The 24,623-nt window shown below is 73.0% G+C and carries 26 protein-coding genes and 1 pseudogene; 10 read left to right on the forward strand and 17 right to left on the reverse strand.

Annotated features, from left to right (window positions below; translation table 11 throughout):
• Positions 1-12: 12 nt before the first annotated feature.
• Entirely contained in the window at positions 13-486 is a 474-nt protein-coding gene (locus FZ103_RS14550) for an NUDIX domain-containing protein (RefSeq protein ID WP_343233534.1), read from the forward strand.
• Positions 487-561: 75 nt separating this feature from the next.
• A complete protein-coding gene (locus FZ103_RS14555; RefSeq protein WP_156001665.1) occupies positions 562-813 on the forward strand; it encodes a type II toxin-antitoxin system Phd/YefM family antitoxin in 252 nt (83 codons plus the stop codon).
• 130 nt (positions 814-943) lie between these two features.
• On the opposite strand, the gene FZ103_RS14560 is transcribed toward FZ103_RS14555, so the two are convergent.
• From FZ103_RS14560 to FZ103_RS14570, 3 genes are all read right to left on the reverse strand, one after another.
• On the reverse strand, positions 944-2,434 hold the full coding sequence (locus FZ103_RS14560) for an NAD(P)H-hydrate dehydratase (RefSeq protein ID WP_186356303.1): 1,491 nt from the start codon (positions 2,432-2,434) through the stop codon (positions 944-946).
• Between the two features lie 163 nt (positions 2,435-2,597).
• Positions 2,598-3,281 (reverse strand): Uma2 family endonuclease, encoded by a 684-nt coding sequence (locus FZ103_RS14565; protein WP_156001666.1) that lies wholly within the window; start codon positions 3,279-3,281, stop codon positions 2,598-2,600.
• A gap of 145 nt (positions 3,282-3,426) precedes the next feature.
• Positions 3,427-4,146, reverse strand: a complete 720-nt coding sequence (locus FZ103_RS14570; RefSeq protein ID WP_156001667.1) for an alpha/beta hydrolase — start codon at positions 4,144-4,146, stop codon at positions 3,427-3,429.
• A gap of 362 nt (positions 4,147-4,508) precedes the next feature.
• Here FZ103_RS14570 and FZ103_RS14575 point away from each other — a divergent pair, with 362 nt between their 5' ends.
• Positions 4,509-5,066, forward strand: coding sequence for a DUF4913 domain-containing protein (locus FZ103_RS14575; protein WP_156001668.1), 558 nt, complete (start codon positions 4,509-4,511; stop codon positions 5,064-5,066).
• A 120-nt stretch (positions 5,067-5,186) separates the two neighbouring features.
• Here FZ103_RS14575 and coaA read toward each other — a convergent pair whose 3' ends face one another.
• Positions 5,187-6,092 (reverse strand): type I pantothenate kinase, encoded by a 906-nt coding sequence (coaA, locus tag FZ103_RS14580; protein ID WP_343233540.1) that lies wholly within the window; start codon positions 6,090-6,092, stop codon positions 5,187-5,189.
• Between the two features lie 565 nt (positions 6,093-6,657).
• Between coaA and glmS the strand changes: the two genes are divergently transcribed.
• A complete protein-coding gene (glmS, locus tag FZ103_RS14585; protein WP_156001669.1) occupies positions 6,658-8,508 on the forward strand; it encodes a glutamine--fructose-6-phosphate transaminase (isomerizing) in 1,851 nt (616 codons plus the stop codon).
• A gap of 76 nt (positions 8,509-8,584) precedes the next feature.
• Here the strand turns inward: glmS and FZ103_RS14590 are convergent, their stop codons facing one another.
• A complete protein-coding gene (locus tag FZ103_RS14590; protein ID WP_156001670.1) occupies positions 8,585-9,604 on the reverse strand; it encodes an ABC transporter substrate-binding protein in 1,020 nt (339 codons plus the stop codon).
• A 166-nt stretch (positions 9,605-9,770) separates the two neighbouring features.
• Here FZ103_RS14590 and FZ103_RS14595 point away from each other — a divergent pair, with 166 nt between their 5' ends.
• From FZ103_RS14595 to FZ103_RS14605, 3 genes are read left to right on the forward strand one after another with little or no spacing between them, the layout of a single operon-like run.
• Positions 9,771-10,835: an iron ABC transporter permease gene (locus FZ103_RS14595; protein ID WP_186356305.1), complete on the forward strand. Its 1,065-nt coding sequence runs from the start codon at positions 9,771-9,773 to the stop codon at positions 10,833-10,835.
• Positions 10,832-11,950 carry an iron chelate uptake ABC transporter family permease subunit gene (locus tag FZ103_RS14600; RefSeq protein ID WP_343233535.1) on the forward strand — a complete coding sequence of 373 codons (1,119 nt, stop codon included), beginning with the start codon at positions 10,832-10,834 and terminating at the stop codon, positions 11,948-11,950. The genes FZ103_RS14595 and FZ103_RS14600 overlap by 4 nt, the downstream gene beginning before the upstream one ends.
• On the forward strand, positions 11,947-12,807 hold the full coding sequence (locus tag FZ103_RS14605) for an ABC transporter ATP-binding protein (RefSeq protein ID WP_156001672.1): 861 nt from the start codon (positions 11,947-11,949) through the stop codon (positions 12,805-12,807). The genes FZ103_RS14600 and FZ103_RS14605 overlap by 4 nt, the downstream gene beginning before the upstream one ends.
• A 113-nt stretch (positions 12,808-12,920) precedes the next feature.
• Here the strand turns inward: FZ103_RS14605 and glmM are convergent, their stop codons facing one another.
• The 3 genes from glmM to rplM all read right to left on the reverse strand — a co-directional run bounded on the left by glmM (position 12,921) and on the right by rplM (position 15,521).
• Positions 12,921-14,267 carry a phosphoglucosamine mutase gene (gene glmM, locus FZ103_RS14610; protein ID WP_186356306.1) on the reverse strand — a complete coding sequence of 449 codons (1,347 nt, stop codon included), beginning with the start codon at positions 14,265-14,267 and terminating at the stop codon, positions 12,921-12,923.
• Positions 14,268-14,520: 253 nt separating this feature from the next.
• Positions 14,521-15,036, reverse strand: coding sequence for a 30S ribosomal protein S9 (gene rpsI / locus FZ103_RS14615; RefSeq protein WP_186356307.1), 516 nt, complete (start codon positions 15,034-15,036; stop codon positions 14,521-14,523).
• Between the two features lie 35 nt (positions 15,037-15,071).
• On the reverse strand, positions 15,072-15,521 hold the full coding sequence (gene rplM / locus FZ103_RS14620; protein WP_186356308.1) for a 50S ribosomal protein L13: 450 nt from the start codon (positions 15,519-15,521) through the stop codon (positions 15,072-15,074).
• A 2,061-nt stretch (positions 15,522-17,582) separates the two neighbouring features.
• On the opposite strand from rplM, the gene FZ103_RS14625 reads away from it, so the two are divergent.
• Entirely contained in the window at positions 17,583-18,578 is a 996-nt protein-coding gene (locus tag FZ103_RS14625; protein ID WP_255429978.1) for a hypothetical protein, read from the forward strand.
• An 18-nt stretch (positions 18,579-18,596) separates the two neighbouring features.
• Positions 18,597-18,878 carry a hypothetical protein gene (locus FZ103_RS14630; RefSeq protein ID WP_156001675.1) on the forward strand — a complete coding sequence of 94 codons (282 nt, stop codon included), beginning with the start codon at positions 18,597-18,599 and terminating at the stop codon, positions 18,876-18,878.
• Positions 18,879-19,000: 122 nt separating this feature from the next.
• Here the strand turns inward: FZ103_RS14630 and FZ103_RS14635 are convergent.
• Positions 19,001-19,225, reverse strand: a pseudogene (locus tag FZ103_RS14635) (tRNA pseudouridine(38-40) synthase TruA); the annotation flags it as partial.
• A 25-nt stretch (positions 19,226-19,250) separates the two neighbouring features.
• On the opposite strand from FZ103_RS14635, the gene FZ103_RS14640 reads away from it, so the two are divergent.
• Positions 19,251-19,421 (forward strand): hypothetical protein, encoded by a 171-nt coding sequence (locus tag FZ103_RS14640; protein ID WP_156001676.1) that lies wholly within the window; start codon positions 19,251-19,253, stop codon positions 19,419-19,421.
• 79 nt (positions 19,422-19,500) lie between these two features.
• On the opposite strand, the gene truA is transcribed toward FZ103_RS14640, so the two are convergent.
• The 8 genes from truA to FZ103_RS14680 form a co-directional block, all read right to left on the reverse strand.
• A complete protein-coding gene (truA, locus tag FZ103_RS14645; protein ID WP_186356309.1) occupies positions 19,501-20,355 on the reverse strand; it encodes a tRNA pseudouridine(38-40) synthase TruA in 855 nt (284 codons plus the stop codon).
• A 106-nt stretch (positions 20,356-20,461) separates the two neighbouring features.
• Positions 20,462-21,010: a 50S ribosomal protein L17 gene (gene rplQ / locus FZ103_RS14650; RefSeq protein ID WP_156001678.1), complete on the reverse strand. Its 549-nt coding sequence runs from the start codon at positions 21,008-21,010 to the stop codon at positions 20,462-20,464.
• 146 nt (positions 21,011-21,156) lie between these two features.
• Complete coding sequence (locus tag FZ103_RS14655) at positions 21,157-22,176, reverse strand: DNA-directed RNA polymerase subunit alpha (protein ID WP_156001679.1); 1,020 nt, start codon at positions 22,174-22,176, stop codon at positions 21,157-21,159.
• 130 nt (positions 22,177-22,306) lie between these two features.
• Positions 22,307-22,711, reverse strand: coding sequence for a 30S ribosomal protein S11 (gene rpsK / locus FZ103_RS14660; RefSeq protein ID WP_156001680.1), 405 nt, complete (start codon positions 22,709-22,711; stop codon positions 22,307-22,309).
• Positions 22,712-22,796: 85 nt separating this feature from the next.
• Positions 22,797-23,177, reverse strand: coding sequence for a 30S ribosomal protein S13 (gene rpsM / locus FZ103_RS14665; protein WP_156001681.1), 381 nt, complete (start codon positions 23,175-23,177; stop codon positions 22,797-22,799).
• Between the two features lie 219 nt (positions 23,178-23,396).
• Positions 23,397-23,510, reverse strand: a complete 114-nt coding sequence (rpmJ, locus tag FZ103_RS14670) for a 50S ribosomal protein L36 (RefSeq protein WP_040274893.1) — start codon at positions 23,508-23,510, stop codon at positions 23,397-23,399.
• Between the two features lie 67 nt (positions 23,511-23,577).
• A complete protein-coding gene (gene infA / locus FZ103_RS14675; protein WP_017593374.1) occupies positions 23,578-23,799 on the reverse strand; it encodes a translation initiation factor IF-1 in 222 nt (73 codons plus the stop codon).
• Between the two features lie 284 nt (positions 23,800-24,083).
• Entirely contained in the window at positions 24,084-24,548 is a 465-nt protein-coding gene (locus FZ103_RS14680) for a DUF1707 domain-containing protein (protein ID WP_156001683.1), read from the reverse strand.
• Positions 24,549-24,623 lie beyond the last annotated feature (75 nt).

Raw genomic sequence — 24,623 nt, forward strand, 5'->3', positions numbered from 1 at the left:
GAAGAAGTCAGCGTGGCCGCAGACGTGCGCTTCCCCGACACCGGCGACGGCGCCCTCTGGGTGGCCGGCGCGGTGATCACCGACGGCGCGGGGCGGGTGTTCGTGCAGCGCCGATCGCCCGACCGGCGGCTGTTCCCCGGCTGCTGGGACCTCGTCGGCGGGCACGTCGAACCCGGCGAATCGATTCCCGAGGCGCTCGGCCGCGAAATCGCCGAGGAGACCGGGTGGCGGCTGACCGCCGTGCTCGCCGAGCTCGACCGCCTGGTGTGGACGCCCGGCGACGGCGTGCGCCGCCACGAGGCGGATTACCTCGTACGCGTGGCCGGCGACCTGTCCGCGCCCCGCCTGGAACCCGGCAAGCACACCGAGTTCCGCTGGATCGGCGAGGGCGGGCTCGGTCTGCTGCACGACAGCCGCGACCCGGGCGACACCTTCGTCGCCGACATGGCCGCCCGCGGCCTGGCGGCGGCCAGGCGCCTGACCTGAGCGGTGCCGCCGGGGGCGCCTGCGAACCCGCCGGGAAGTCCATCGCGTCACGGGATATCGTGCAGGATCGTCTTCATGACCGAGACCGTCTCCGTCCGTGAGTTCCGCGCCCGTCTGGCCGAAGTCATCGACCGTGCCAGGGCGGGGGACTCCACAGTCGTCACCCGCAACGGCAATGCGGTCGGCGCGTTCGTTCCGCTTGAGGTGCTGGAGCAGGCCAGGCAGCGTGACGAGGAGGAGCTGCGGAGACTCATCGAGGAGCGTCGCGACTCTCCCACCGTGTCGATGGCCGCGGTGATGGCCGAGACCCCGGGGCGTGATCGGTAAGTACGCCGTGGCCTGCAAGGCCGGGGCTCAGTCGATCGAAGACGCCTGGTCGTCGTGCATGTCGACCGTCGCGCGACCGTTTTCGGCCGAGGATCGAGGCTTTCGCGCAGCCGATTCCAGCGCCGGTCCGCTATCCCACCTCGGCCAGCGCGGCGGGCAGGGCGTCGAAGAGGTCGGAGGCCGAGATCGGGGCGCCGTCGTGGGCCAGGCGGGCCGCCAGACCGTGTACGTATGCGCCGCTCGTCGCCGCCTCCCGCGGAGTCAGCCCGGCGGCCAGGAGCGCCCCGACCACGCCCGACAGCACGTCGCCGGTGCCGGCCGTGGCCAGCAGGGAGCTGCCGGTGGGGTTGGCGACGGCGGGGTGGCCCGGTTCGGCGATGACCGTGGTCGACCCCTTCAGCAGCACCGTGCACCCGTACTCCTCGGCCGCGCGGGCCGCTTGGGAGAGCCGGTCGGCCTCGATCTCCTCGCGCTCGGTTCCCGGCAGCAGCCGCGCCAGCTCGCCGGCGTGCGGCGTCATCAGGGTGGGCGCCGTGCGGTCGCGCACCAGCGCCGGGTTCTTCGCCACCAGGGTGAGCGCGTCGGCGTCGGCCAGCACCGGCCGCGGGGAGTCCAGGACGGTCTCCAGCTCGGCCCGGGCCATGGGATGCAGCCCGCGCCCGGAGCCGACGACCCACGCGGCCACCCGGCGCGGGAGTGCGCCGATCGGGTCCATGGGGTCGAGCACCGTGGCCACGGTCTCGGGCCAGCGGTTGATCACCTCGGTGACGACGCCCTCCGAGCCCGCGTAGCGGACCATGCCCACCCCGCTGCGCATCGCGCCGCCCACCGCGAGCACGGCGGCACCCCGGTAGCGGTCCGAGCCCACCGCCATCGCCAGCACGCCGCGGCGGTACTTGTCGGTCTCGATCGTGGGGTGCGGCAGCAGCCGGGCCACGTCCTCGCTCTGCGGGCACTCCAGGGCGGCGCCGGGCAGCTCGGGATCCAAACCGATGTCGACCAGCTCGACGACGCCCGCGCGCGCGGCGCCGGGGTCGACGAACAGGCCGGGCTTGTGTGTGCCGAAGGTGACGGTGACGTCGGCGCGCACGGCCGCGCCGGGCACGGCTCCGGTGTCGGCGTCGATCCCGCTGGGCAGGTCGACCGCGACCGTCGGCGCCTCGGCGGCGCCGGCCAGACCCGCGAGCGCGGCGTGGGGCTCGCGCAGGCCGCCGCTGCCGCCGATGCCGACCAGGCCGTCGACGAGGAGGTCGGCCGAGGCGATCTCGTCCGCGGCCGCCGAGTCGCCGATGCCCGCGGCGTCGCCGGCCGCATCGACCGTCCGGCCGCCGGCCGCCCGAAGTGCCGCGAGCCCGCCCTCATGCACCCGCGAGCCCGCGAGTACCGCCCGCACCGAGGCGCCGCGGCGGGCCAGCAGCGTTCCGGCGTACAGCGCGTCGCCGCCGTTGTCGCCGCTGCCGACGAGCAGCACCACCCGTGCCCCGTAGGTGCGCGGCAGGATCCGCGAGCACGCGGCCGCAAGGCCCGCGGCGGCCCGCTGCATCAGCGCCCCTTGCGGAAGCCGGTCCATCAGCGCGTTCTCGGCCTTGCGGACCGCGGCCACGGAGTGAGCGTTGCGCACGGGGCCTCCTCGTCGTTCGTCGCGTCGCCGGTTCCCGCGCCGGACTCGGCGCTACTGCGAGCATGCCGCAGCCGCGCCCCACCGAGGAACCCGGCCCGCAGGTTCTCCCGGGGGCACCCGGCTTTCGGTCCCTTCACACGATCGGCAGGAGACGCCGCGAGTGCTACATCCTGTCGATCTCCGTGAGATCGATGTCGATGTCGAAGGGCACCGCGAGTTTCAGTCGCTCCCGGTGGATTCCCGAGGCCACATAGGCGCGGGTGGCGGGATCCAGTTCGTACACGTACACGACGGGACGCCCGTCCTCGTTCTCGACCCGCCAGTGGTGCTTGATGCCCGCCTGCGCGTACAACTGCGGCTTGCGCTCCCGGTCGCGCACCTCCGATTCCGGGGAGACCACCTCGACGGCGAGCACCACGGAGTCCGGATGATAGGCGGCCAGATCCCGGTCTTCCTCGGCTTCGGTGTCCACGAGGAGGAGATCGGGCTCGGGACGCTGCCGCGGACCGAGAACGACGCTCATCTCGCGCCGGACACGCAGCCGGTCGGACGCGAGCGCGGACAAACGGCGCTCGAGCAGGGACAGCACCAGCATGTGGAAAAGCTTCTGCGGACTCACGAAGACCAGGCTCCCGTCGATGAGCTCGGTGTGCGAGGGGAGATCCGGGATCCGGTCGAGGTCCTCGGCGGTGTAGCCCTCGGGAGGAGGGATCGGCCAGTTCCGCCCCGAGGAGGGTTGCTCCGGCTCGGCTTCGGAGGCGGAGTCCGCTCGGGGTTCGGTCGCGGCGAGCACGCCCATCTCACTACCTCCGGCAGTCGGATCGTTCTCGTCGCCCAGAGTAGCCATTCGCGTCACCCCGTCACGGTGGTTTCCGGAAACTGTGCACGCTCGGTCGCACGGCAGACCATACCCGGCCGCCCTCACCGGAATCCGGTGCTGCCACGGAGCGTGTTCCGGGCGGTGTGCATCCGAGGACTCCCGCCCCGCCGCCCTACCCCGCGATGATGCTGGCGACCTCCTCGGGGGCCGAGACGTGCGGGCAGTGGCCGGCGTCGACCTCGATCGCCTTGGTGTGCAGGCGGATCTCGGCGGCCGCGCGCATCCATTCCGGGCGCAGGGTGCGGTCGCGCACCGGGAGCAGGTAGGTGGAGGTGACGCCCTGGGGCAGCGGGCGGGGCGGCTCGGCGTAGACGCGGGCCGGCTGGAACAGGCGGACGGTCTCCAGGCCCCACCGCAGGGTCGCCAGGTCGCCGTCGTGGAAGAGGAAGTAGCCCGCCGCCACGGGGTCGTCGGTCGGGGGCGCGGCCAGGCCGGTCCACTCGGGGTTGAACATCTCCGCGGCCGAGATCTGGATCTCGCTGAGGAGGCTGCGCCTGCCGATGGTGTCGGGTACGAAGGCCGCGAGCCACACCACCCGGCTCGCGCCCAGCCGGGAGGCGACCGCCGACGCCAGGGCGCCCGCGCCCGAGTGCACGACCACGACCGGCCCCCTTGCCGACCCGCCGCCCGCGCCCTCCTGCGCGGGCGGCTCGCCGGCATCGGCCGCGACCTGCCGGGCGACGAGATCCGCATACCCGTCGGTGTCGAGGTCGGCTCCGCCCTGCAGCAGGTCGACGGGGACGGCGCGGTGCCCGCGCCGGACGAGGGCTTCGGCGAGGCGCTCCCATCCCCGGGGCGACTGCGTGGTTCCGTGTACGAGGACGTAATCCATGGCGCTTCCTTCGCGTTGCAGCCCTGGCGTCCCGAGGTCCCCCGCACTCCCCGGCACCCCTCCCACTAGGTCGTGCGCGACAAACCTATGATCACCGGTGCCGTGCAGGGAACCGCCCCAACAGCGAAAATCGCCCTGATTCGCGGAATTGGCCGGATTCCGCGCCCGGCGGCCGCGGCCCGCAACGCCCGGAGCCAGGGGATCGGCGGGCTCCCGGCGTGGCATACGGTCTGAGAGAGCCCTCACCACCGCACCGGGTGCCTGCGCACGCGCGGCATCCGGGTGTCGGCAACCGACCCACTCCGACCACTCGTTTGGGGGCGGCCGCCCCCGGACACGGACAGCAGCACGGGACTTGCCGCATGACCTCCACAGACGACCGCATCGCCACCGACGGCGGACTGACCCAGGACGGCCTGTTCGAGCGCGTGGCACACCTGCAGAACGCCATGCACCGGCTCGGCGCGGACGTCATCAGGCTGCAGACGCAGCTCACCGAACTCGCCGCTGCGCCCGAGCCGGAGCAGGACGAGGAGGGCAAGGCGCCCACGTTCATCTTCAACATGACCCGCGACGCCTACAAAGGGGCCCTGGCGGAGCTGGTGAACTGGGTGAACGACTTCCTCGTGCCGGTCTACGTGGGCTCGGGCGAGGACCTGCACGCCGATCGCGGCGGCGGCCGCGCACCGTGGTGCCCGATGTGGTGGGAGCACCACGAGGCCGTCGGGCGGCTGCACGCGCTGCGGCTGGCCTACGAGGAGCTGGCCGACACGCGGCTTTCGGGCCCCTCGGGCCCGGCCGTGTGGCACCGCGACCACCTCGACCCCGCACTGGAGCGCCTGCGCTCGCCCAACGGCCCGTTCGCGGCGTGCTCGGCGACCATGGGCCACCGCGCACGCACCCGCTCGGAGTCGGCCTGACCGGCTGCCGCGCACCGGCGGCGCGCCCCGCACCGGGTGCGGCCCCAGACGACTCCGGGCCGAGGGCCTTTCGAAGCGCCGCGAGACGCCCGGGCGCACGGCCGGAGAAGGCCCGCCGGCTCAGGTCTTGCGCAGCCGCACGCGACTCACCGCGTGGTCGGCCCCCTTATGCAGCACCAGCGTGGCCCTGCCGCGGGTCGGCCGGATGTTCTCCATGAGGTTGACCTCGTTGATGCTGCGCCACACGCCCGAGGCGAACTCCACGGCCTGCTTCTCGTCCAGCTCGCTGGCCATGGCGTGGAAGTAGGAGCGCGGATCGGCGAAGGCGGTGCGCCGCAGCTCCAGGAAGCGGTCGAGGTACCAGGCCCGGATGTGCTCGGCCTTGGCGTCGACGTAGATGGAGAAGTCGAAGAAGTCGGCCACGGCCAGGCGGCCGGGCTGCGGCGGCTGCAGCACGTTGATCCCCTCGACGATGAGGATGTCGGGCCGCTGCACCGTCTGCGTCTGGCCGGGGACCAGGTCGTAGGCCAGGTGGGAGTACACCGGAATCTCCATCCGCGGCGCGCCGGCCTTCATCTCCGACACGAACCGCACCAGCGCCCGCCGGTCGTAGCTCTCCGGGAACCCCTTGCGGTTCATGATGCCCCGCTCCTGCAGGACCGCATTGGGGTAGAGGAAGTTGTCGGTACTGACCAGTTCCACGTTGGGGTGGTCGGGCCACTGGGCCAGGAGCGTGCGCAGAAGGCGCGCGGTCGTGGACTTGCCCACGGCCACGCTGCCGGCCACGCCGATGATGAAGGGCATCGGCTGGTCGCCTTCGCCGAGGAAGTCGCGCACGGCCGAGTGCCGCCGCCGGGTCGCGCTCACGTAGAGGTTGAGCAGCCTGGACAGCGGCAGGTAGATGTCGCGCACGTCGTCCAGCGACGTGGGATCGGTCGTGCCCCGCAGGGCTTCGAGATCGTCCTCGGTCAGCGGGAGCGGCGTCGTGTCGCGCAGCGCCGCCCACGCCGGCCGGTCGAGTTCCACATACGGCGTTGAAAAGCCGTTCTTCGTCGAAGCCACGCCTGCCCACACTAGACGAGTGCTCCCGCCGCGCCGCGTCCTCCCCCTGCGGAGCGCCCGGAAACGGCCTGGACGGACCCGCGCAGGGGGTCCGATGGTGGTGCGGGATGCCGTCTCCCCCCACCACCACCGGACGACCGGGCGGCTGCGGGCCGCGCGGGTCCGTGACGATCGGCTCGACCGACACGACCGATCCTGGCTTCCCTCCCCGACCGAGCGGTGGCGGACACGGCGGCGATGTACAGCGATGGGGAGATCTTTGTCCGCAGCTGGTCCGCCCGACCTCCTTCGGCGCCGTGCGGGCCGTGCGCTGTGCGGGCCGCGACACGGCCGACACCGGACAAGCCCGGAAATTCTTCTCGCGTTCACTCGCGGCCCCGCGGACCGCGGCGCGCCCGGCTCCGGGCCTGCTGACGTGCGCGGTCTTATCGGGGCCACCGAATGGTCTATACCCTTACCTGCGGAAACACACATTGGTATGGCAGCCGGGTGGTCGGTTGACGGCCGTTGATTGGCTACGCTGGCCCTCATGTGCGGAATCGTTGGCTACGTCGGGCCGCAACCGGCGCTTGAGGTGGTCGTCGACGGCCTCAAAAGGTTGGAGTACCGCGGGTACGACTCCGCGGGCGTCGCCGTCCTGGCCGACGGCCGGATGGACACCGAGAAGCGCGCCGGCAAGCTCGCCAACCTGAAGGCGGCCCTGGCCGAGACCCCGCGCTCGGCCGACGGCATCGGGATCGGGCACACCCGCTGGGCCACCCACGGCGCGCCCACCGACGTCAACGCCCATCCCCACGTCGACAACGACAACCGGGTGGCGGTCATCCACAACGGCATCATCGAGAACTTCGCCTCGCTGCGCCTGGAGCTGGAGGAGCGCGGCTGCAAGTTCACCTCCGAGACCGACACCGAGGTGGCCGCCCACCTGCTCGGCGAGGAGCTCAAGCGGCAGGGCGAGGACCTGGCCGCGGCCATGCGGGCGGTCTGCCGCAGGCTGGAGGGCGCCTTCACCCTGGTCGCGATGTACGCGGGAGACCCCGACCTCGTGGTGGCGGCACGGCGCAACTCGCCGCTGGTGGTCGGCCGCGGCGACGGCGAGAACTTCCTGGCCAGCGATGTGGCCGCCTTCATCGCCCACACCCGCGACGCCGTGGAGCTGGGCCAGGACCAGGTCGTGGAGCTGCGCCGCGACTCGGTGGCCGTCACCGACTACGACGGCAACCCCGCCCCGGTGCGCGAATACCACGTCGACTGGGACGCCTCCGCCGCCGAGAAGGGCGGCTACGACTACTTCATGCTCAAGGAGATCGTCGAGCAGCCGCAGGCGGTCGCCGACACCCTCCTGGGGCGCGTGGGGGTCGACGGCACCCTCACCCTGGACGAGATGCGGCTCGCGCCCTCGGAGCTGCGCGACATCGAGAAGATCGTCATCATCGCCTGCGGCACCTCCTACCACGCCGGGCTGATCGCCAAGTACGCGATCGAGCACTGGTGCCGCATCCCCTGCGAGGTCGAGGTCGCCAGCGAGTTCCGCTACCGCGACCCCATCCTGAACCGCCAGACCATGGTGATCGCGATCTCGCAGTCGGGCGAGAGCATGGACACCCTGATGGCGGTGCGCTACGCGCGCGAGCAGCGCGCACGCGTGCTGGCCATCTGCAACGTCAACGGCTCGACCATCCCGCGCGAGTCCGACGGCGTCCTCTACACCCACGCCGGGCCCGAGGTGGGGGTCGCGGCCACCAAGACCTTCCTCACCCAACTGGTGGCCTGCTACCTGGTCGGGCTCTACCTCGCCCAGATGCGCAACCTCAAGTTCGGCGACGAGATCAACGCCGTCATCGAGCAGCTGGCCAACATGCCCCAGCAGGTCGAGAAGGTGCTGGGCACCGTGGCCCCGGTGCGCGAACTCGCCCGGTCGCTGGCCGACTCCGAGACGGTGCTCTTCCTCGGCCGCCACGTGGGCTATCCCGTGGCGCTGGAGGGCGCGCTCAAGCTCAAGGAGCTGGCCTACATGCACGCCGAGGCCTTCGCCGCCGGCGAGCTCAAGCACGGCCCGATCGCGCTGATCGAGGACGGCCTCCCGGTGGTCGTGGTGGTGCCCTCGCGCGAGGGGCGCGGAGTGCTGCACGACAAGATCGTCTCCAACATCCAGGAGATCCGCGCGCGCGGCGCCCGCACCATCGTCATCGCCGAGGAGGGCGACGAGACGGTGCGGCCCTTCGCCGACGAGCTGATCGGGATCCCGGCCGTGCCGACCCTGCTGCAGCCGGTCGTGGCGACGGTGCCGCTGCAGGTGTTCGCCTGCGAGCTGGCGCTGGCCAAGGGCAACGACGTGGACCAGCCGCGCAACCTCGCCAAGAGCGTGACAGTGGAGTAGCAGCCGCAGCGATCCTGTACCTGTGGCCACATGTGATCGCGCACAGTGGCCACAGGCACAAGATCCGCGGAGAAGGCTACTCCGGCGCCTGGACGCCGAAGATGCCGGCCATGTCGCCGAGCACCGTGTTGGCGCCCTGCAGGCTGACCGAGGTCAGCCAGACCTCGTCGGAGACGGTGTGCCTCTCGCCCTCCAACTGGTCCCACAGCGGGTTGGAGGTGAACTTCTCCGCCTTGTCCGCGGCCTCGCCGGTGCCGTCGTCCCAAGTCGAGACCATGATGTGGTCGGCGTCGAGGTCGAGGATCTCCTCGGGGCTCAGATTCGCCGCGATGCCCCCTTCTTCGGGCATCGGCGCGCCCTCGGGGCGCGGCAGGCCCACGTCGGACTGGATGATGCCGGGGAAGGAGTCCGGCCCGTAGAGACGCACCGTCGGCTCTCCGGCGAAGCGGGCGAGGGTCATGGTGGGCATCTCGCCGCCGTTCTGCTCGGCGATCGCCTCGCCCAGCTTCGCGGCCCGCTCCTCGTAGTCGGCGATCTGGCTCTTGGCCATGTCCTCCTTGCCCACCGCCTTGCCGACCAGCAGGTGGTTCTGCTTCCAGGTGGCACCGGTGGTCTCGGAGAAGACCGTCGGGGCGATCTTGGCGAGCTGGTCGTAGATCGCCTCGTGGCGCACCTTGGCCGACAGGATCAGGTCGGGCTGCAGCTCGGCGATCCTGGCCAGGTCGGGGGCCTCCAGGGTCCCCACGACCTCGGCGCCGCCGGCGTAGGTCTCGCCCTGCTCGCCGAGGTAGCCGCGCAGGCCGCCGCCGTCGCCGTAGGCGGTGCGGCCCACCACCTGCGTCTCCAGGCCGATGGCGGAGTCGAGGTAGCTGGTGTCGAGCACGACCACCCGCTCGGGCCGCGACTCGATCGTGGTCTCGCCCATGGCGTGTTCGACGGTGACGGGGAACGCGCCGGAGCCTCCGGAGTCCCCGGAGGCGTCCGAAGCGCCGGAGCCGGGGTCCGCACCGCAGGCGGTGAGCAGGATCAGCGCAGCGGCGGCCGATGCGGTCGCGAGTGTTCGCGCACTGGTGCGCAGGCGTACGAGAGGCGCCATGGGGCTCCCTTTGCAGTTCACGGTAGATTAGGTTCGTCTTGCCTAACACTGCTGATGGTGCGGAATTGGGAGTATGGGAGTTTTGGCCGGCTTTGTCCAGTAGGTCGGTATCCACCGGAGGGCCGGCGACCTGCCGGCGGACGAGACGGAGGAAGGGGATGCGGCGGTGACGACGAGCGCGACCGCCCCGCCGCGCGCACCCGGCGCCGCCGCGGCCGCACCGGCCGCCGCCCCGCGGCTGCGCAGGCGCCTGGCCGGCCTGGTGCTCCTGCTGGCCGTGCTCGCGCTGTGCGCGGTGCTGAGCGTCGCCGTGGGCTCGCGCGCCATCGCACCCGCCGAGGTCTGGCGCACCCTCCTGGCGCCCGACGGCGGCGAGGCCAGCACGATCGTGCACGCGTTGCGCCTGCCCCGCACCCTGCTCGGCGTCGTCGTCGGTGCGGCGCTGGGCGTTGCCGGGGTGCTGATGCAAAGCCACACCCGCAACCCCATCGCCGACCCGAGCCTGCTGGGCGTGGCCTACGGCGCGGCCTGCGCCGTGGTGCTGAGCGTGTTCCTGCTGGGCCTGACCGACCTCTCCGCCTACGTGTGGTCCGCCATCGGCGGCGCCCTGGCGGCCAGCGTCGCCGTGTTCGCGATCGCCTCCGGCGGATCGCGCGGACCCACCCCGATGACGCTGCTGCTGGCCGGCGCCGCGATGACGGCCCTGCTCAGCGCGATCACCTCGGCAGTCGTGCTGCTGGACGAGCGCAGCCTGGAGGTCTACCGGTTCTGGCGAGTCGGTTCGCTCAGCGGCCGGCCCGCCGGGGTCACCGACCAGATCCTGCCCTTCATCGCCGCCGGCCTGGTGCTGGCGGCGGCCGGCGCCCGCGGCATGAACGCCCTGGCGCTGGGCGACGACGTGGCCACCGCGCTGGGCCACCGGGTACGCCTGATCCGCGCGTCGGGAGTGGCGGCCATCGCGCTGCTCGCGGGCGCGTCGGTGGCCGCCACCGGCCCGATCGGCTTCGTCGGCCTGGTGGCCCCGCACGCCGCCCGGGCGGTCACCGGCCCCGACCACCGGTGGTTGGTGCCCTATGCCGCGCTGTGCGGCGCCGCACTCGTCCTGGCCGCCGATGTGGCCGGGCGCGTGGTGCGCGGCTCCGGCGAGGTCGAGGTGGGCATCGTGCTCGCCGTGCTGGGCGGCCCCTTCTTCATCGCCCTCGTCCGCCGCAAGAGGCTGGTCGAACTGTGAGCGCGCCCGCCCGCACCCGCCGCTCGCCCGCGCGCCCGCCCCGATCCGCCGATGCGCTGAACCGGCCGGCACTGCGCATCGGCCCGGCGTCGTGGCCCTGGCGCCCCCGCGCCGCGCTGGTGTGCCTGGCCGTGACCGTGCTGCTGGCCGCGGCGTTCCTGCGGGCCCTGGTGGCCTTCGACTCCGCCGACGTGGGCCTGGCCGAGGTGACCGCGGTGCTGCTGGGCGGGGGCGACCCCGGCCAGCGCTTCATCGTCTGGGAGCTGCGCATGCCGCGCGCGCTCACCGGTGCGCTGGTGGGCGCGGCGCTGGGCCTGTCCGGCGCCATCCTGCAGTCGGTGGCCCGCAATCCGCTGGCCAGCCCCGACACACTGGGGATCGGGTGGGGCGCCGCGATCGGCGCCGTCGCCGTGATCGTCCTCGGCGGCAGCGCGGGCGGCGTCAGCGGCGCCGCCGCCCAGTTCGGCGTGCCCGCGGGCGCGATCGCCGGAGGGCTCGCCGCGGCGTTGGCGGTCTTCGGCCTGTCCTGGCGCTCGGGTGTGCACAGCAACCGCCTGCTGCTCGTGGGCATCGCCGTCTCGCTGACGTGCGCGAACCTCGTTTACTGGCTCATGACCTGGACCGACCTGGACAGTGCGGCGCGCGCCCAGACCTGGGTGACCGGCAGCCTCCACGCGGCCGACTGGGACCGGGCCGGCGCCGCCGCGGTCACGCTGGCGGTGCTGATCCCCGCGGCGCTGGCGGCCGGCCGCGCACTGGGAGCGCTGGGACTCGGCGACGACGCCGCGCGCGGCCTGGGCGTGCGCGTCGACGCCGCCCGGCTCGTGCTCCTGGCGGTCTCGGCGCTGCTGGTGTGCGTGGCCACCTCGGCGGCGGGACCGATCAACTTCGTCGCCCTCGCCGCTCCGCAGATCGCCATGCGGCTGTGCCGCGCCGCCCAGCCGCCGCCGGCCGCCTCGATGCTGCTGGGCGGCGCGCTGACGCTGGTCGCCGACCAGCTGGCGGCCGGCCTGTTCGCACCCACCCAGCTGCCCGTGGGCGTGTTCACGGCCGTCCTGGGCGCCCCCTACCTGATGTATTTGATCGTTCTCCGCCACCGGGAGGCCCGGCTATGACCTCCGAACCCCCAACCGGCGGGCCCGAGCGGCTGCGCGCGGAGCGGGTGACGCTCGCCTACGGCGACAACGTCATCTCGCACGAGCTGGACTTCGCCGTCGCCGACCGCGAGGTGACCGCGATCATCGGTCCCAACGGCTGCGGCAAGTCGACTCTGCTGCGGGCGCTGGGCCGGCTGCTGCGGCCCGACGCCGGCCGGATCGTGCTCGACGGCCGCCCGATCAGGTCCGTACCCCCGCGCGAGGCCGCCCGCACCGTGGCCGTCCTTCCCCAGTCGCCGCAGGCGCCGCCCGGGCTGGCGGTCGCCGACCTCGTGGCACGCGGACGCCACCCGCACCAGAGCTGGTACCGGCAGTGGTCGGGCACCGACCAGGAGGCGGTCGCCCGCGCCCTGGAGCTGACCGGGATGCTCGACTGCGCCGAGCGCACGCTGGAGCAGCTGTCGGGCGGCCAGCGCCAGCGGGCGTGGATCTCCATGGCCCTGGCCCAGGAGACCGACCTGCTGCTGCTGGACGAACCCACCACCTTCCTCGACCTCGCCCACCAGATCGAGGTGCTGGACCTGGTGCGCGAGCTCAACGAGCGGCACGGGCGCACGGTCGTCATGGTGCTGCACGACCTGAACCTGGCGGCGCGCTACTCCCACCGCCTCGTCGCAATGTCCCGGGGCGCCGTGCGGGCCGCGGGCACGGCCGAGGAGGTCCTCACCCCCGACCTGCTCGCCGAGGTGTTCGGGCTGCGGTGCGCGGTCATCGCCGATCCCGTATCGGGCACACCGCTGGTGGTACCGGTCAGCGCCCACGACCCCGTGCCGGACACGGCCGGTTCCCCGGCCGCCTCCCCGTCCGAGGGCTGACCGCGGATCGGTTCGGGTGGGCGAGCGGCGCTGATCTTGTACGTGCGGTCGTTGTGAGCGATAACAAGTGGCTATAGGTACAAGATCGGCGCTGTTTTCGCGGGCCGCGGGTGCTAGCCGATCGCCAGGTTCTCGCGCACCACGCCCGCCAGGCGTTCGGCGACCTCCTGGGCGTGGGGCTCGGCGGCGGCCTCGACCATGACGCGGACCATCGGCTCGGTGCCGCTGGGCCGGATCAGCACCCGGCCGGTCTCGCCCAGCTCGGCCTCCGCCTGCGCCACCGCCTCGGCCAGCGCCGCCGAGGACCCCGCCCGGGTCTTGTCGACACCGCGCACGTTGATCAGCACCTGCGGCAGCCGGGTCATCACCTTGGCCAGCTCGTCCAGCGCCAGGCCGCGCCGGCACATCGCGCTCAGCAGGTGCAGTCCGGTCAGCAGGCCGTCCCCGGTGGTGGCGTGGTTGGTGATCACCACGTGCCCGGACTGCTCGCCGCCCAGGGAGAAGCCGCCCTCGCGCATCGCCTCCAGCACGTAGCGGTCGCCGACCGGGGTCTCGACCACGGTGATCCCCGCCTCGCGCATGGCCAGTTTCAGCCCCAGGTTGGACATCACCGTGATGACCAGGGTGTCCTCGGCCAGCCGGCCGGCCTCGTGCAGCTCCAGCGCGAGGATGCCCATGATCTGGTCGCCGTCGACCACCGAGCCGTCGGCGGCCACCGCCAGGCAGCGGTCGGCGTCGCCGTCGTGGGCGATACCGGCATCGGCCCCGTGCCGGCGCACGGCCTCGCGCAGCTCGTCCAGGTGGGTCGAGCCGCAGCCGTCGTTGATGTTCAGGCCGTCGGGGTCGTCGTGGATCGCCACGACGTCGGCGCCCGCGCGCCGCAGCGCCTCGGGGGACACGGCGGCGGCCGCGCCCTTGGCGCAGTCCACCACGACCCGCAGGCCGTCGAGCGGGTTGGGCAGCGTGCCGACCACGTGGCCGATGTAGCGCTCGGCGCTGTCGGGGGCGTCGGTGACCCTGCCCACAGCCGCGCCGACCGCTCCCTGCGCGGGCTCGCGCAGCGCGGCCTCGATCTCGTCCTCGACGGCGTCGGGCAGCTTGTGCCCGCCGGGCCCGAAGAACTTGATGCCGTTGTCGGGGGCCGGGTTGTGGCTGGCCGACAGCATCACGCCGAAGTCGGCGTCCATCTCGGCCGTGAGATAGGCGACGGCCGGCGTGGGCAGCACACCCAGCCGCACGACGTCCACTCCCGCGCTCGCGAGCCCGGCGACGACGGCCGCCTCCAGGAACTCGCCGGAGGCCCGGGTATCGCGGCCCACGACCGCCCGGGGACGCTCCCGCTCCGGGGCCGCCGCGGGCAGCACCCGCGCGGCGGCGATGGACAGCTCCAGCGCCAGAGCCGCGGTGAGGTCGCGACCCGCGACCCCCCGGACTCCGTCGGTACCGAACAGCCGAGTCACGAACCAACCGCCCCTTCGTCTGCGTAGTAGCGAAGCCGGTCGCATCCCACGGCGTTCGCGACCCGTGTGCGGTCGCGGTCCGCGCCTGCGGAACGGGGCGTGGAGCCCGTCGGCCGAGGTACCCGCACGCATGCACCGAACCGGACGAGACCGGCGAAAAACGTACGGCCCGCGCAGACCACCCGGAGATCGGGGGAAAGGCGGGCCGTGACCGGATGCGCCGACCGGAGCCGGCGGCATCGCGGCCGAGCGCTTAGCGCTTGGAGTACTGCGGAGCCTTGCGAGCCTTCTTCAGGCCGGCCTTCTTCCGCTCGACCTCGCGGTCGTCGCGGGTGAGGAAGCCGCCCTTCTTCAGCACCGGGCGGTTGTTCTCGGCGTCCAGCCCGGCCAGCGCGCGGGCGAGGCCGTGGCGCAGCGCGCCGGCCTGGCCGCTGGGGCCGCCGCCGTTGAGCCGCGCGAAGACGTCGTAGGCACCCTCGAAGCCCAGGGCGACCAGCGGCTCCTTGATGACCTGCTGGTGCACCTTGTCGGGGAAGTAGTCCTCCAGCGGCTTGCCGTTGACCTTCCACTCACCCGAGCCGGGCGTGATGCGGACGCGCGCGATCGCCTTCTTGCGGCGACCGGTCCCGGCCCCGGGCCCGGAGGCGGTGGGGACGTACCCGGCGGCGGCCGCCTCGGGGGTCTCGCTGGTGTACTCAGCGGGGAAGTCCTCGGGATTCCCCTCGACATCCACAGGTGCGACGTCTTCGATACCGGTCGGCTCGACCACGGTTCTCCTCGTACTTCCTTCAGTCTCGCGAACGCCTAGGCGGGCTGATCGATCTTCTTCAACTCGTAGGGCACCGGCTGCTGCGCCTGGTGCGGGTGCTCCGCCCCGGCGTAGACCTTGAGCTTCTTGGCCATCTTGCGACCGAGGGAGCCCTTGGGCAGCATGCCCTTGACCGCCTTCTCGATCGCCCGCTCCGGGTGCTTCTCGAGGAGCTCGCTGTAGGCGACCGAACGCAGACCGCCGGGGTATCCGGAGTGCCGGTAGGCGCGCTTCTGCTGCAGCTTGTTACCGGTCAGCGCCACCTTGCCGGCGTTGACGACGATCACGAAGTCGCCGGTGTCGATGTGGGGCGCGTAGTAGGTCTTGTGCTTGCCTCGGAGCAGAGTGGCGACGTGGCTGGCCAGCCGCCCGAGCACGACATCGCTGGCGTCGATGACGTGCCACTGACGCTGGACATCGCTGGGCTTAGGGCTGTATGTGCGCACGATCGTAAGCCTTCGTCTCAGTCGGCGGGGCCCATCCCCGCGGACGGAGATGGAGAACTCGTATTACTGGTCCGGCTGCGGCGCCCGAATCGCGGGGCGACCAGCCGACGGGTGGGTGCGGGATGCGTGACCGGCGCCCACGGAAAGAGCATATGGGAGCCCACGGCAACTCAACGCACAACAACGGAATATACTATCGACCGGACGCACTGCTGGTCAAAGCGGCTGAAGATCATACACTGCCGAGTCATGCACAGACCCGCAGCGCCACGGCGACACGTGAATACTCCACCTCCATTATGCCTTGCCCGGCGAGTGCTTTGTCCGCACCGCCGCCGCGCGCCGCACCCCCGCCGCCGCGTTGTGCAGCGGATCACCACTGCCCGCGGTCCGCAAGCCCCCATCCACCCGCCTCTCCGACCACCTCCGTACCGTCCCCACCCGCGCGGGCAGGGCGGCGCACAAAGCCCCCGAGGCGTTATCCTCGGGGCCGCACCGTCGATACGACCGGCCGAGCGCCAAGCGCATCGCGCCGCGCCGCTTCGCCGCGGCAGCCCCCGGATCCGCCGATAGGAGCGGCGGCACCCCACCGGCAGCGCCGCAGCGGCGGCGACCTGCCGCCGGCCCCTCCACCCCGCATCGGCCGACCGGCAGGCAGCGTGCGGCCGCGCACGCCGGCCCGCCGGGCACCCGAGAAGGCGACCGCCTGCCCTCGACACCATCCGCCTCCCCCAGGACAGTCTTCGGAGTACCGCCATCGCACCGCACCCCAATGAGCCGAACGACGGCCGCGGCGGCCCTGACGGCCGCCCCGAGCCGCGGCATCCAGCCACGCACCCGGACTCCGCTGAACACCCCGCCGCGCCCTCCGGTCCCCAGCAGGCATGGCAGCAGGCCGCTCCGGGGGACGGCGGAGACCTCCTCAGCGCCGGAGCGCCCGATCCGGGCGGACAGCCTCCCGTGAGCCCTCCTGGAGGGGCGGCCGGCAGCGGACAGCCGCAGCCGCCGACCGCACCCGGCGACGGCACACCCGCCGCCCCCTACCCGCACGCGGCCTCTGCGCCGGCGCCGCAGCACGGGCCCGCCGGCGGCGCACCGCAGCCCCCTGCGCACGGCGGCATGTCGGGGCCGCAAGCGCCCCACTACCCCCAGTCGGGCGGGCAGCAGCCGCCGACGGTGCAGCCGCCGCAGCCGGGGACCGCTCCAGCGGCGCCCCAGCCGGGACCGCAGCAGCCCATGGGAGCCGCGCCCGGGCAGCAGCCGCAGCCCGGACCGCACCAGCCCTCCGGCGGCCAGCAACCGATGGGGGGTGCACCGGGTGCACCGGGACAGCCGCCCCCGTCGGGGCCGCAGCAGCCCCCACCGCATTCCTCGGGCGGCCAGCACCCGCCGCACCCGGGCGCCCCGCTCCAGACGCCCACGTCCGGACCGCAGCAGCCGCACGCTGCGCAGCACTCCTCCGGCGGCCAACCGCCCATGGGAGGCGCACCGGCGCCGCAGCCGCCGCCCGGACCCCACCAGCCCTCCGGCGGCCAACAGGCCTACCCCGCGCAGGGCCCCGCCGGCGGATACCCGGCCGGACAGCACCCGGCACAGCCCCAGCCGCCTGCCGCCGGTCCGGCGCCGACACCTCCCGGCGGACCCGCCGGACCCGCAGGTCCTCCGCAAGGCGATCCGGGCCCCGCGGGACCGGCGCCCGCAGGCGGCCCTCAGGCACCCCAGCAGGCGCCGCCCGCCACAGGCCGGCAACCGTCGGCGGCGCCGGGAGCAGGTCCTCAGCAGGTCTGGCAGCAGGGCCCGCCCCAGCAGCCCGGTGCGGCGCAGCAGGGCCCTCCACCGCCCCACCAGCCGGGCGGACCCGGTGCTCCCGGAACCCCGCCGCCCCACGGCGCGCCTCAGGCCCCGCCGCCCCACGGCGGCGGCCCGCCTCCGCCGCAGGGGCAGCAGCCGCGGCAGAGCCTTCCGGCGGCTCCGGCACCGGGAGGCCCGCAGCAGCCCCCGCATGCCGCCCAGCAGCCGCCGCCCGGCATGGGCGGCCCCGCAGGCGGCCAGCAACCGCCTATGCACGGCGGCGGCCACCCCGGCCAGGTTCCGCACGGCGGCCCGCAGCCGCCCCACCAGCCGCCCGGCCCCGGCGGGCAGCCGTTCAACCCCAACCAGCCCCTCCAGGGCCGCGTCGTCGCCCCCGGCACTCCCACCCCCGAGGGCGTGGAGGAGGAACCGGTGTTCCCGCCGGACGCCGGCGCCTCCACGCAGAACCTGCGCGCCGTCACCGACGACGGTGCCGCCCAGCCCACCAACCGGGTCGAGAACGAGTTCGGCGGGCGGCCGATGTTCCGCGACGAGTCCCCCGCGGGCCCGACCGGCTCCACCACGGCCGAGATCGACCTCTCCGAGATCGACGACGACTACGGCGGCGGCGGTCGGCCGTTCCCCAAGATGCTGCTGCTGGTGGCGGGTTTCGTAGCGATCCTGCTGATCGGCGGCGGCGGTGCGTTCCTCATCGCGACCAGCGGCGCCTCAGACGCCGACCTGGCCGCCGGAGAGGCGCCCGAGACCCCCGTCGCCCTGGAGACCGGCGACCTGTTCCCCGACTCGATCGACGTCGCCGGCCGCTCCTACACCCTGAGCACGACCGACGACACCGACGAGTGCCAGACCGCCGCCCACGGCGGCTACGGCGGAGTGCTGACCGAGAACAACTGCCAGCAGATCGTCCGGGCGACCTACGTCAACGAGGAGAGCTCCACCGCGGTCACGGTCGGGATCGCGGCCATGGGCAGTCCCGAGGAGGCCCAGGCCGCCGAGCGGGCCCAGGACCTCGGCTCCGCGAAGTGGTTCGCGGGCCTGCAGGGCGAAGACGGCAGCGGCGCAGAGCGTATGGATGTGGCCGGAGGACACGGATCGGGCGCACGCTGGGGCCCCTACCTGGTCTTCTCGCTGGCCGCGGCCAGCGACGGCCGCGTCAACGACAGCCGCACCGAGGAGCTGGCCGAGATCAGCGAGGGCTTCCTGGACCTCCCGCTGAACTCGCTGGGAGAGATCGTCGGAGAGTGACACCGGCATGCGGGAGCCATGGGCAGTCCCGAGGAGGCCCAGGCCGCCGAGCGGGCCCAGGACCTCGGCTCCGCGAAGTGGTTCGCGGGCCTGCAGGGCGAAGACGGCAGCGGCGCAGAGCGTATGGATGTGGCCGGAGGACACGGATCGGGCGCACGCTGGGGCCCCTACCTGGTCTTCTCGCTGGCCGCGGCCAGCGACGGCCGCGTCAACGACAGCCGCACCGAGGAGCTGGCCGAGATCAGCGAGGGCTTCCTGGACCTCCCGCTGAACTCGCTGGGAGAGATCGTCGGAGAGTGACACCGGCATGCGGGCCGGCGGCGGGGGCGCCCCGCCGCCGGCCCGTTCGCATGCGGGAGCGCACTCGGTAAGCCGGAGAGGGCCGGGCGCCGCCCCCGGCGAACCGCGGCCGGGGCGCCGCCTCAGTCGGCCGCCGAGCAGGGCAGCGTGCGGACCCGCCGGGTAACGGCGGCCCTGGCCCCCAGCTCCTCCGGCGGCGGGTAGGCGACCTCCTCCAAGGTGAGGCCGTGCGGGGCGACGACGTGGACGGCGGAGTCCCGGACGCCGGCGGCGAGGACCCGGGCGGGCCAACCGGTGTCCCGGCGGCCCTCGCCTACCGCCAGCAGGGCCCCGACCAGCGCGCGCACCGGCAGCGGCGCAGAGCGTATGGATGTGGCCGGAGGACACGGATCGGGCGCACGCTGGGGCCCCTACCTGGTCTTCTCGCTGGCCGCGGCCAGCGACGGCCGCGTCAACGACAGCCGCACCGAGGAGCTGGCCGAGATCAGCGAGGGCTTCCTGGACCTCCCGCTGAACTCGCTGGGAGAGATCGTCGGAGAGTGACACCGGCATGCGGGAGCGCACTCGGTAAGCCGGAGAGGGCCGGGCGCCGCCCCCGGCGAACCGCGGCCGGGGCGCCGCCTCAGTCGGCCGCCGAGCAGGGCAGCGTGCGGACCCGCCGGGTAACGGCGGCCCTGGCCCCCAGCTCCTCCGGCGGCGGGTAGGCGACCTCCTCCAAGGTGAGGCCGTGCGGGGCGACGACGTGGACGGCGGAGTCCCGGACGCCGGCGGCGAGGACCCGGGCGGGCCAACCGGTGTCCCGGCGGCCCTCGCCTACCGCCAGCAGGGCCCCGACCAGCGCGCGCACCATGTTGTGGCAGAACGCGTCGGCCTGCACCGTGGCGGCGTAGAGGCGTTCGCCCTCGGTGCGCCACTCCAGGCGCAGCAGCTCCCGGACCGTGGTGGCACCCTCGCGCTTGCGGCAGAAGGCGGCGAAGTCGTGCTCGCCCACCAGCCCGGCGGCGGCCAGGTTCATCGCCGCCGTATCCAGCGGGCGGCGGTTCCACAGCACGTCGCGGCGCCGCAGCGGGTCGACGCCGCCGGGCGCGTCGCTGACGCGGTAGGCGTAGCGGCGGAACAGCGGGGAGAAGCGCGCGTCGAAGCCCGCGGGGGCGGGCGCCGCGCCGTGCACGCGGACGTCGGGCGGCAGCACGCCCGCCAGGCGGCGCAGCAGCCGCTCGGCGCCCTCGGCCGCCCACACCTCCCCGGGCACGTCGAGGTGGGCGACCTGGCCGCGGGCGTGCACGCCCGCGTCGGTGCGCCCGGCGACGGTCAGCCGCGCCGCGTCCTGCGGGAGCCGCAGCACCCGGCTCAGCGCCGCCTGCAGCTCGCCCTGCACAGTCCGCCGCCCCGGCTGCTCGGCCCAGCCGGAGAAGTCGGTGCCGTCGTAGGCGATGTCCAACCGCAGCCGGACGTGCGCCGAATCGCTCGTCTCCACCCGGGTCGCCCCTCCTGAAACACGCAGGTGCCCGATCCCCTCGGGGACCGGGCACCTCGCCGCCCTTGCGCACCGCGAACGGCCGGGGCCGCTCGCCTGCGGGCCGCTACTTCTGCTCGGAGCCGCCCTCGGCGGCCTCCGGGCCGCCCTCGGCCTGCTCGGCCTGGCCCGCCTGCTCGGACTGCGCCGGCTCCGAGGTGGGGGCGGTCTCCTGCGGAGCGCCCTCGGCCTGCTCGACCTGCGTGCCGCTCTCAGCCTGCTCCGGCTGGGAGCGCCGGGTCGCCGGCGGGGTCGACGGGCCCGCCTCGACCAGCTCGATCACGGCCATGGGGGCGTTGTCGCCCTTGCGCGGACCGATCTTGGTGATGCGGGTGTAGCCGCCGGGCCGGTTCTCATAGCGCGGGCCGATCTCGGTGAACAGCTCGTGCACGACGGCCTTGTCGGTGATCTTGGCCAGCACCTGGCGCCGGGCGTGCAGATCCCCGCGCTTGCCCAGGGTGATGAGCTTCTCGGCGTAGGGGCGCAGCCGCTTGGCCTTGGTCTCGGTGGTCTTGATCCGGCCGTGCTGGAACAGCGAGGTCGCCAGATTCGCCAGCATGTGCCGCTCGTGTGCCGGGCCGGCCCCCAGGCGGGGCCCCTTGGTCGGCGTGGGCATGGTCTCGTTCTCCTAGGGGTGCGGTCCCCGCCGCGCCGCGAGCGGTGCGGCGGGGACCATTGCGTCTCGGCTTGGCTGATACTGCGGCGCCCAGGTCTGCGGCGCGCAGCGCCACCTGTGCGGGTGGCGGTGGCCGACGGCTGGGCTCAGTACTGCTCGGTCTCGACGAAGGCCTCGTCCTCGTCCTCCGAGCCGTAGGAGTCGGCCGCGCTGCTCGGGTCGAACCCGGGCGGGGAGTCCTTCAAGGACAGGCCCATGTCGATGAGCTTCTGCTTGACCTCTTCGATGGACTTCGCACCGAAGTTCCTTATGTCGAGGAGGTCCTGCTCGGAGCGGGCCACCAGCTCCCCCACCGTGTGGATGCCCTCGCGCTTGAGGCAGTTGTAGGACCGCACCGTGAGGTTGAGGTCCTCGATGGGCAGGGCCAGGTCGGCGGCCAGGGCCGCGTCCGTGGGCGAAGGGCCCATGTCGATGCCCTCGGCGTCGACGTTGAGCTCGCGCGCCAGGCCGAACAGCTCGACCAGGGTCTTGCCCGCGCTGGCCACGGCGTCGCGCGGCCGGATGCTGGGCTTGGTCTCGATGTCCACGATCAGCCGGTCGAAGTCGGTGCGCTGCTCGACGCGGGTGGCCTCGACCTTGTAGGTGACGCGCAGCACCGGCGAGTAGATCGAGTCGATCGGGATGCGCCCGATCTCCTGGCCCGGCTGCTTGTTCTGCGTCGCCGAGACGTAGCCGCGGCCGCGCTCGACCGTCAGCTCCATCTCCAGCTTGCCCTTGCCGTTGAGGGTCGCGATGTGCAGGTCGGGGTTGTGCACCTCGACCCCCGCCGGCGGCGCGATGTCCGCGGCGGTGACCACACCGGGGCCCTGCTTGCGCAGGTACATCAGCACCGGCTCGTCGTGCTCGGAGCTGATCACCAGGCCCTTGAGGTTGAGGATGAGCTCGGTGACATCCTCCTTGACGCCGGGCACGGTGGTGAACTCGTGCTCGACCCCCTCGATGCGGATGCTGGTGACCGCCGCCCCCGGAATGGAGGACAGCAGAGTGCGGCGAAGCGAGTTGCCGATCGTGTAACCGAAGCCCGGCTCCAGCGGTTCGACCACGAACTTGGACCGGAAATCGCCGAGGGACTCCTCGGAGAGCGTCGGACGCTGAGCGATCAACATGGTGGATGGTTCCTTTCCCCGGGCCGCCCGCTATATGACGGCCACTGGACGGCCCCGCGGTCGCGGGACCCGATCTGCCCTGCCCCCTCGGCGCCCGCCGGCGCGGGAGCAGTGCGGCTGTCCGCCGGTGTCAGACCCGGCGGCGCTTGGGCGGACGGCAGCCGTTGTGCGGCACCGGCGTGACGTCCTGGATGGAGCCGACCTCAAGGCCCGTGGCCGTGAGGGAGCGGATGGCGGTCTCGCGGCCGGAGCCGGGACCCTTGACGAAGACGTCGACCTTGCGCACCCCGTGCTCCTGCGCGCGGCGCGCCGCGGCCTCGGCGGCCATCTGCGCGGCGAAGGGGGTGGACTTGCGGGACCCCTTGAACCCGACCTGGCCGGAGCTGGCCCACGAGATCACCGCGCCGTTGGGGTCGGTGATGCTCACGATCGTGTTGTTGAACGTGCTCTTGATGTGAGCATGCCCATGGGAAATATTCTTCTTTTCCTTGCGGCGCACCTTGCGTGCAGTGCTCTGACGGCCCTTAGGCGGCATACCTGAAAACTCCCAAGATCATCGGTCCGTTGGCGGAGACCGGGCGCTTCGTCGTCGCTGCGGCCCGGCGGCGTGGACGGACTACTTACTTCTTGCCGACCTTCTTCTTGCCGGCCACGGTCTTCTTCTTGCCCTTGCGGGTGCGCGCGTTGGTCTGCGTGCGCTGCCCGTGCACCGGCAGGCCGCGGCGGTGGCGGAGGCCCTGGTAGCTGCCGATCTCCATCTTGCGGCGGATGTCGCCCTGGACCTCGCGCCGCAGATCGCCCTCGACCTGGTAGTTGGCGTCGATCCAGTCGCGCAGCTTGACGAGCTCGTCGTCGCTCAGCTGGTGGACCCGGGTGTCGGCGTTGACGCCGGTGTTGGAGAGGGTCTCGACGGCGCGGGTGCGCCCGATCCCGTAGACGTAGGTGAGAGCGATCTCCACCCGCTTGTCGCGGGGGAGGTCGACGCCGGCGATGCGTGCCATATGGGCGAACTCCTCGATTCGAAATGCGGAGGTGGTTCCCGTCCCACCCTCTCGTCGCCCAATCGACGAGGCCCCGGCCTCCGACCGGGGGTTGTCCCCTCCGTTCGAGGGGATCGGGACAGGACTGGCGGTTCGGCCGCCGCGGCTGGCCGCGGGGGCTTCTTCGGTTATGTCGTCAGTGCACTGCGCTCAAGAGCGGGCGCGAAGCGGTGCGGCCGCTCAGCCCTGGCGCTGCTTGTGGCGCGGGTCCGAGCAGATGACCATGATCGTGCCGTGGCGGCGGATCACCCGGCACTTCGCGCAGATCTTCTTGACGCTCGGCTTGACCTTCATGGTGGCTCCGAACTCATGGAACTCGTACGTCACCGCGACCGCCGGATACCCCGGCGACGGTGGCGGACTACTTGTATCGGTAAACGATGCGCCCGCGCGTGAGGTCGTACGGGCTCAGCTCCACGACGACGCGGTCGTCGGGAAGGATGCGGATGTAGTGCATGCGCATCTTGCCGCTGATGTGGGCAAGGACCTTGTGCCCGTTGTCGAGCTCCACTCGGAACATTGCGTTGGGTAGGGACTCGATAACGGAGCCCTCGATTTCGATGGCGCCGTCTTTCTTAGCCATATCCTCCACCGGGACCATCCCCGTCGGAAACGGGGAACATACGGAATGACCCGAGCACTTCGCCCGGGCACTGCTGAAGCGATAGCGAACACTGAGAAATCAGGTCGACTGCGACAGCAACGCACGTGCGGCCGGCGGACGCGCGCCGTGGCGGGCAGCCCGACCCAACAGCCCGAGTGTGGGCATGACCATTCTACCCCGTCTGCGCGGGTGCTGCCGACCAGGCCGACGCGTCCTGCGCGGCGGCGGCGAGCGGCCCGGCGCGCGCCCGCGGCGGCGGGCGGCTACCGGCCGCCGTTCTGCGATCCGGCGCGGTTCATCGCCGCCAGTGCCAGGGTGATGAACGCCATCACCATACCCCACGGGACCGCGACCCACAGGAACCACGGATAGCCGTCGCCGACCCCGGTGAGGAAGAGGATCAGCCAGATGGTGAAGCAGAGCAGGTTCACCCCGCCCCACAGCGCCCACGGGATCGCCAGCACGGGGTCGCGCAGCAATCCGCCCTCGGCGCCCAGCGGCGGGGGCGGCTTGACCGACTCGGCCGCCAGCTCGGCGAGGTCGCGCTCGGGCAGGTCGGCGGTGAGCGGCTCCAGCTCGCCGCGGGTGCGGGCGCTGTAGGCGGTCTCCAGCCGGGAGTTGAACTCGTCGCCGTCCAGGCGGCCGTCGGCGAAGTGCCGCTGCAGCAGCTTGGCGACCCGGTCGCGGTCGGCGTCGGAAGCCCGGACCTCCGGCGAGGACTCCGACATCGCGCCACTCCCTTTCAGTGTCGACCGCGGAACCGCGCGCCCGCAGCGCCCATCCTAGGCGACGGCGTCCACTCC

This window comes from Streptomonospora sp. PA3, from assembly GCF_009728995.1.
Lineage (GTDB): Bacteria > Actinomycetota > Actinomycetes > Streptosporangiales > Streptosporangiaceae > Streptomonospora.

Bases quoted from the DNA above. Each gene is read 5' to 3' on its own strand.
- FZ103_RS14555 (WP_156001665.1), top strand. From the start codon at position 562: ATGACCGAGACCGTCTCCGTCCGTGAGTTCCGCGCCCGTCTGGCCGAA.
- FZ103_RS14565 (WP_156001666.1), bottom strand. From the start codon at position 3,281: ATGGCTACTCTGGGCGACGAGAACGATCCGACTGCCGGAGGTAGTGAG.
- FZ103_RS14570 (WP_156001667.1), bottom strand. From the start codon at position 4,146: ATGGATTACGTCCTCGTACACGGAACCACGCAGTCGCCCCGGGGATGG.
- FZ103_RS14575 (WP_156001668.1), top strand. From the start codon at position 4,509: ATGACCTCCACAGACGACCGCATCGCCACCGACGGCGGACTGACCCAG.
- glmS (WP_156001669.1), top strand. From the start codon at position 6,658: ATGTGCGGAATCGTTGGCTACGTCGGGCCGCAACCGGCGCTTGAGGTG.
- FZ103_RS14590 (WP_156001670.1), bottom strand. From the start codon at position 9,604: ATGGCGCCTCTCGTACGCCTGCGCACCAGTGCGCGAACACTCGCGACC.
- FZ103_RS14605 (WP_156001672.1), top strand. From the start codon at position 11,947: ATGACCTCCGAACCCCCAACCGGCGGGCCCGAGCGGCTGCGCGCGGAG.
- FZ103_RS14625 (WP_255429978.1), top strand. From the start codon at position 17,583: ATGCACGGCGGCGGCCACCCCGGCCAGGTTCCGCACGGCGGCCCGCAG.
- FZ103_RS14630 (WP_156001675.1), top strand. From the start codon at position 18,597: ATGGGCAGTCCCGAGGAGGCCCAGGCCGCCGAGCGGGCCCAGGACCTC.
- rplQ (WP_156001678.1), bottom strand. From the start codon at position 21,010: ATGCCCACGCCGACCAAGGGGCCCCGCCTGGGGGCCGGCCCGGCACAC.
- FZ103_RS14655 (WP_156001679.1), bottom strand. From the start codon at position 22,176: ATGTTGATCGCTCAGCGTCCGACGCTCTCCGAGGAGTCCCTCGGCGAT.
- rpsK (WP_156001680.1), bottom strand. From the start codon at position 22,711: ATGCCGCCTAAGGGCCGTCAGAGCACTGCACGCAAGGTGCGCCGCAAG.
- rpsM (WP_156001681.1), bottom strand. From the start codon at position 23,177: ATGGCACGCATCGCCGGCGTCGACCTCCCCCGCGACAAGCGGGTGGAG.
- rpmJ (WP_040274893.1), bottom strand. From the start codon at position 23,510: ATGAAGGTCAAGCCGAGCGTCAAGAAGATCTGCGCGAAGTGCCGGGTG.
- infA (WP_017593374.1), bottom strand. From the start codon at position 23,799: ATGGCTAAGAAAGACGGCGCCATCGAAATCGAGGGCTCCGTTATCGAG.
- FZ103_RS14680 (WP_156001683.1), bottom strand. From the start codon at position 24,548: ATGTCGGAGTCCTCGCCGGAGGTCCGGGCTTCCGACGCCGACCGCGAC.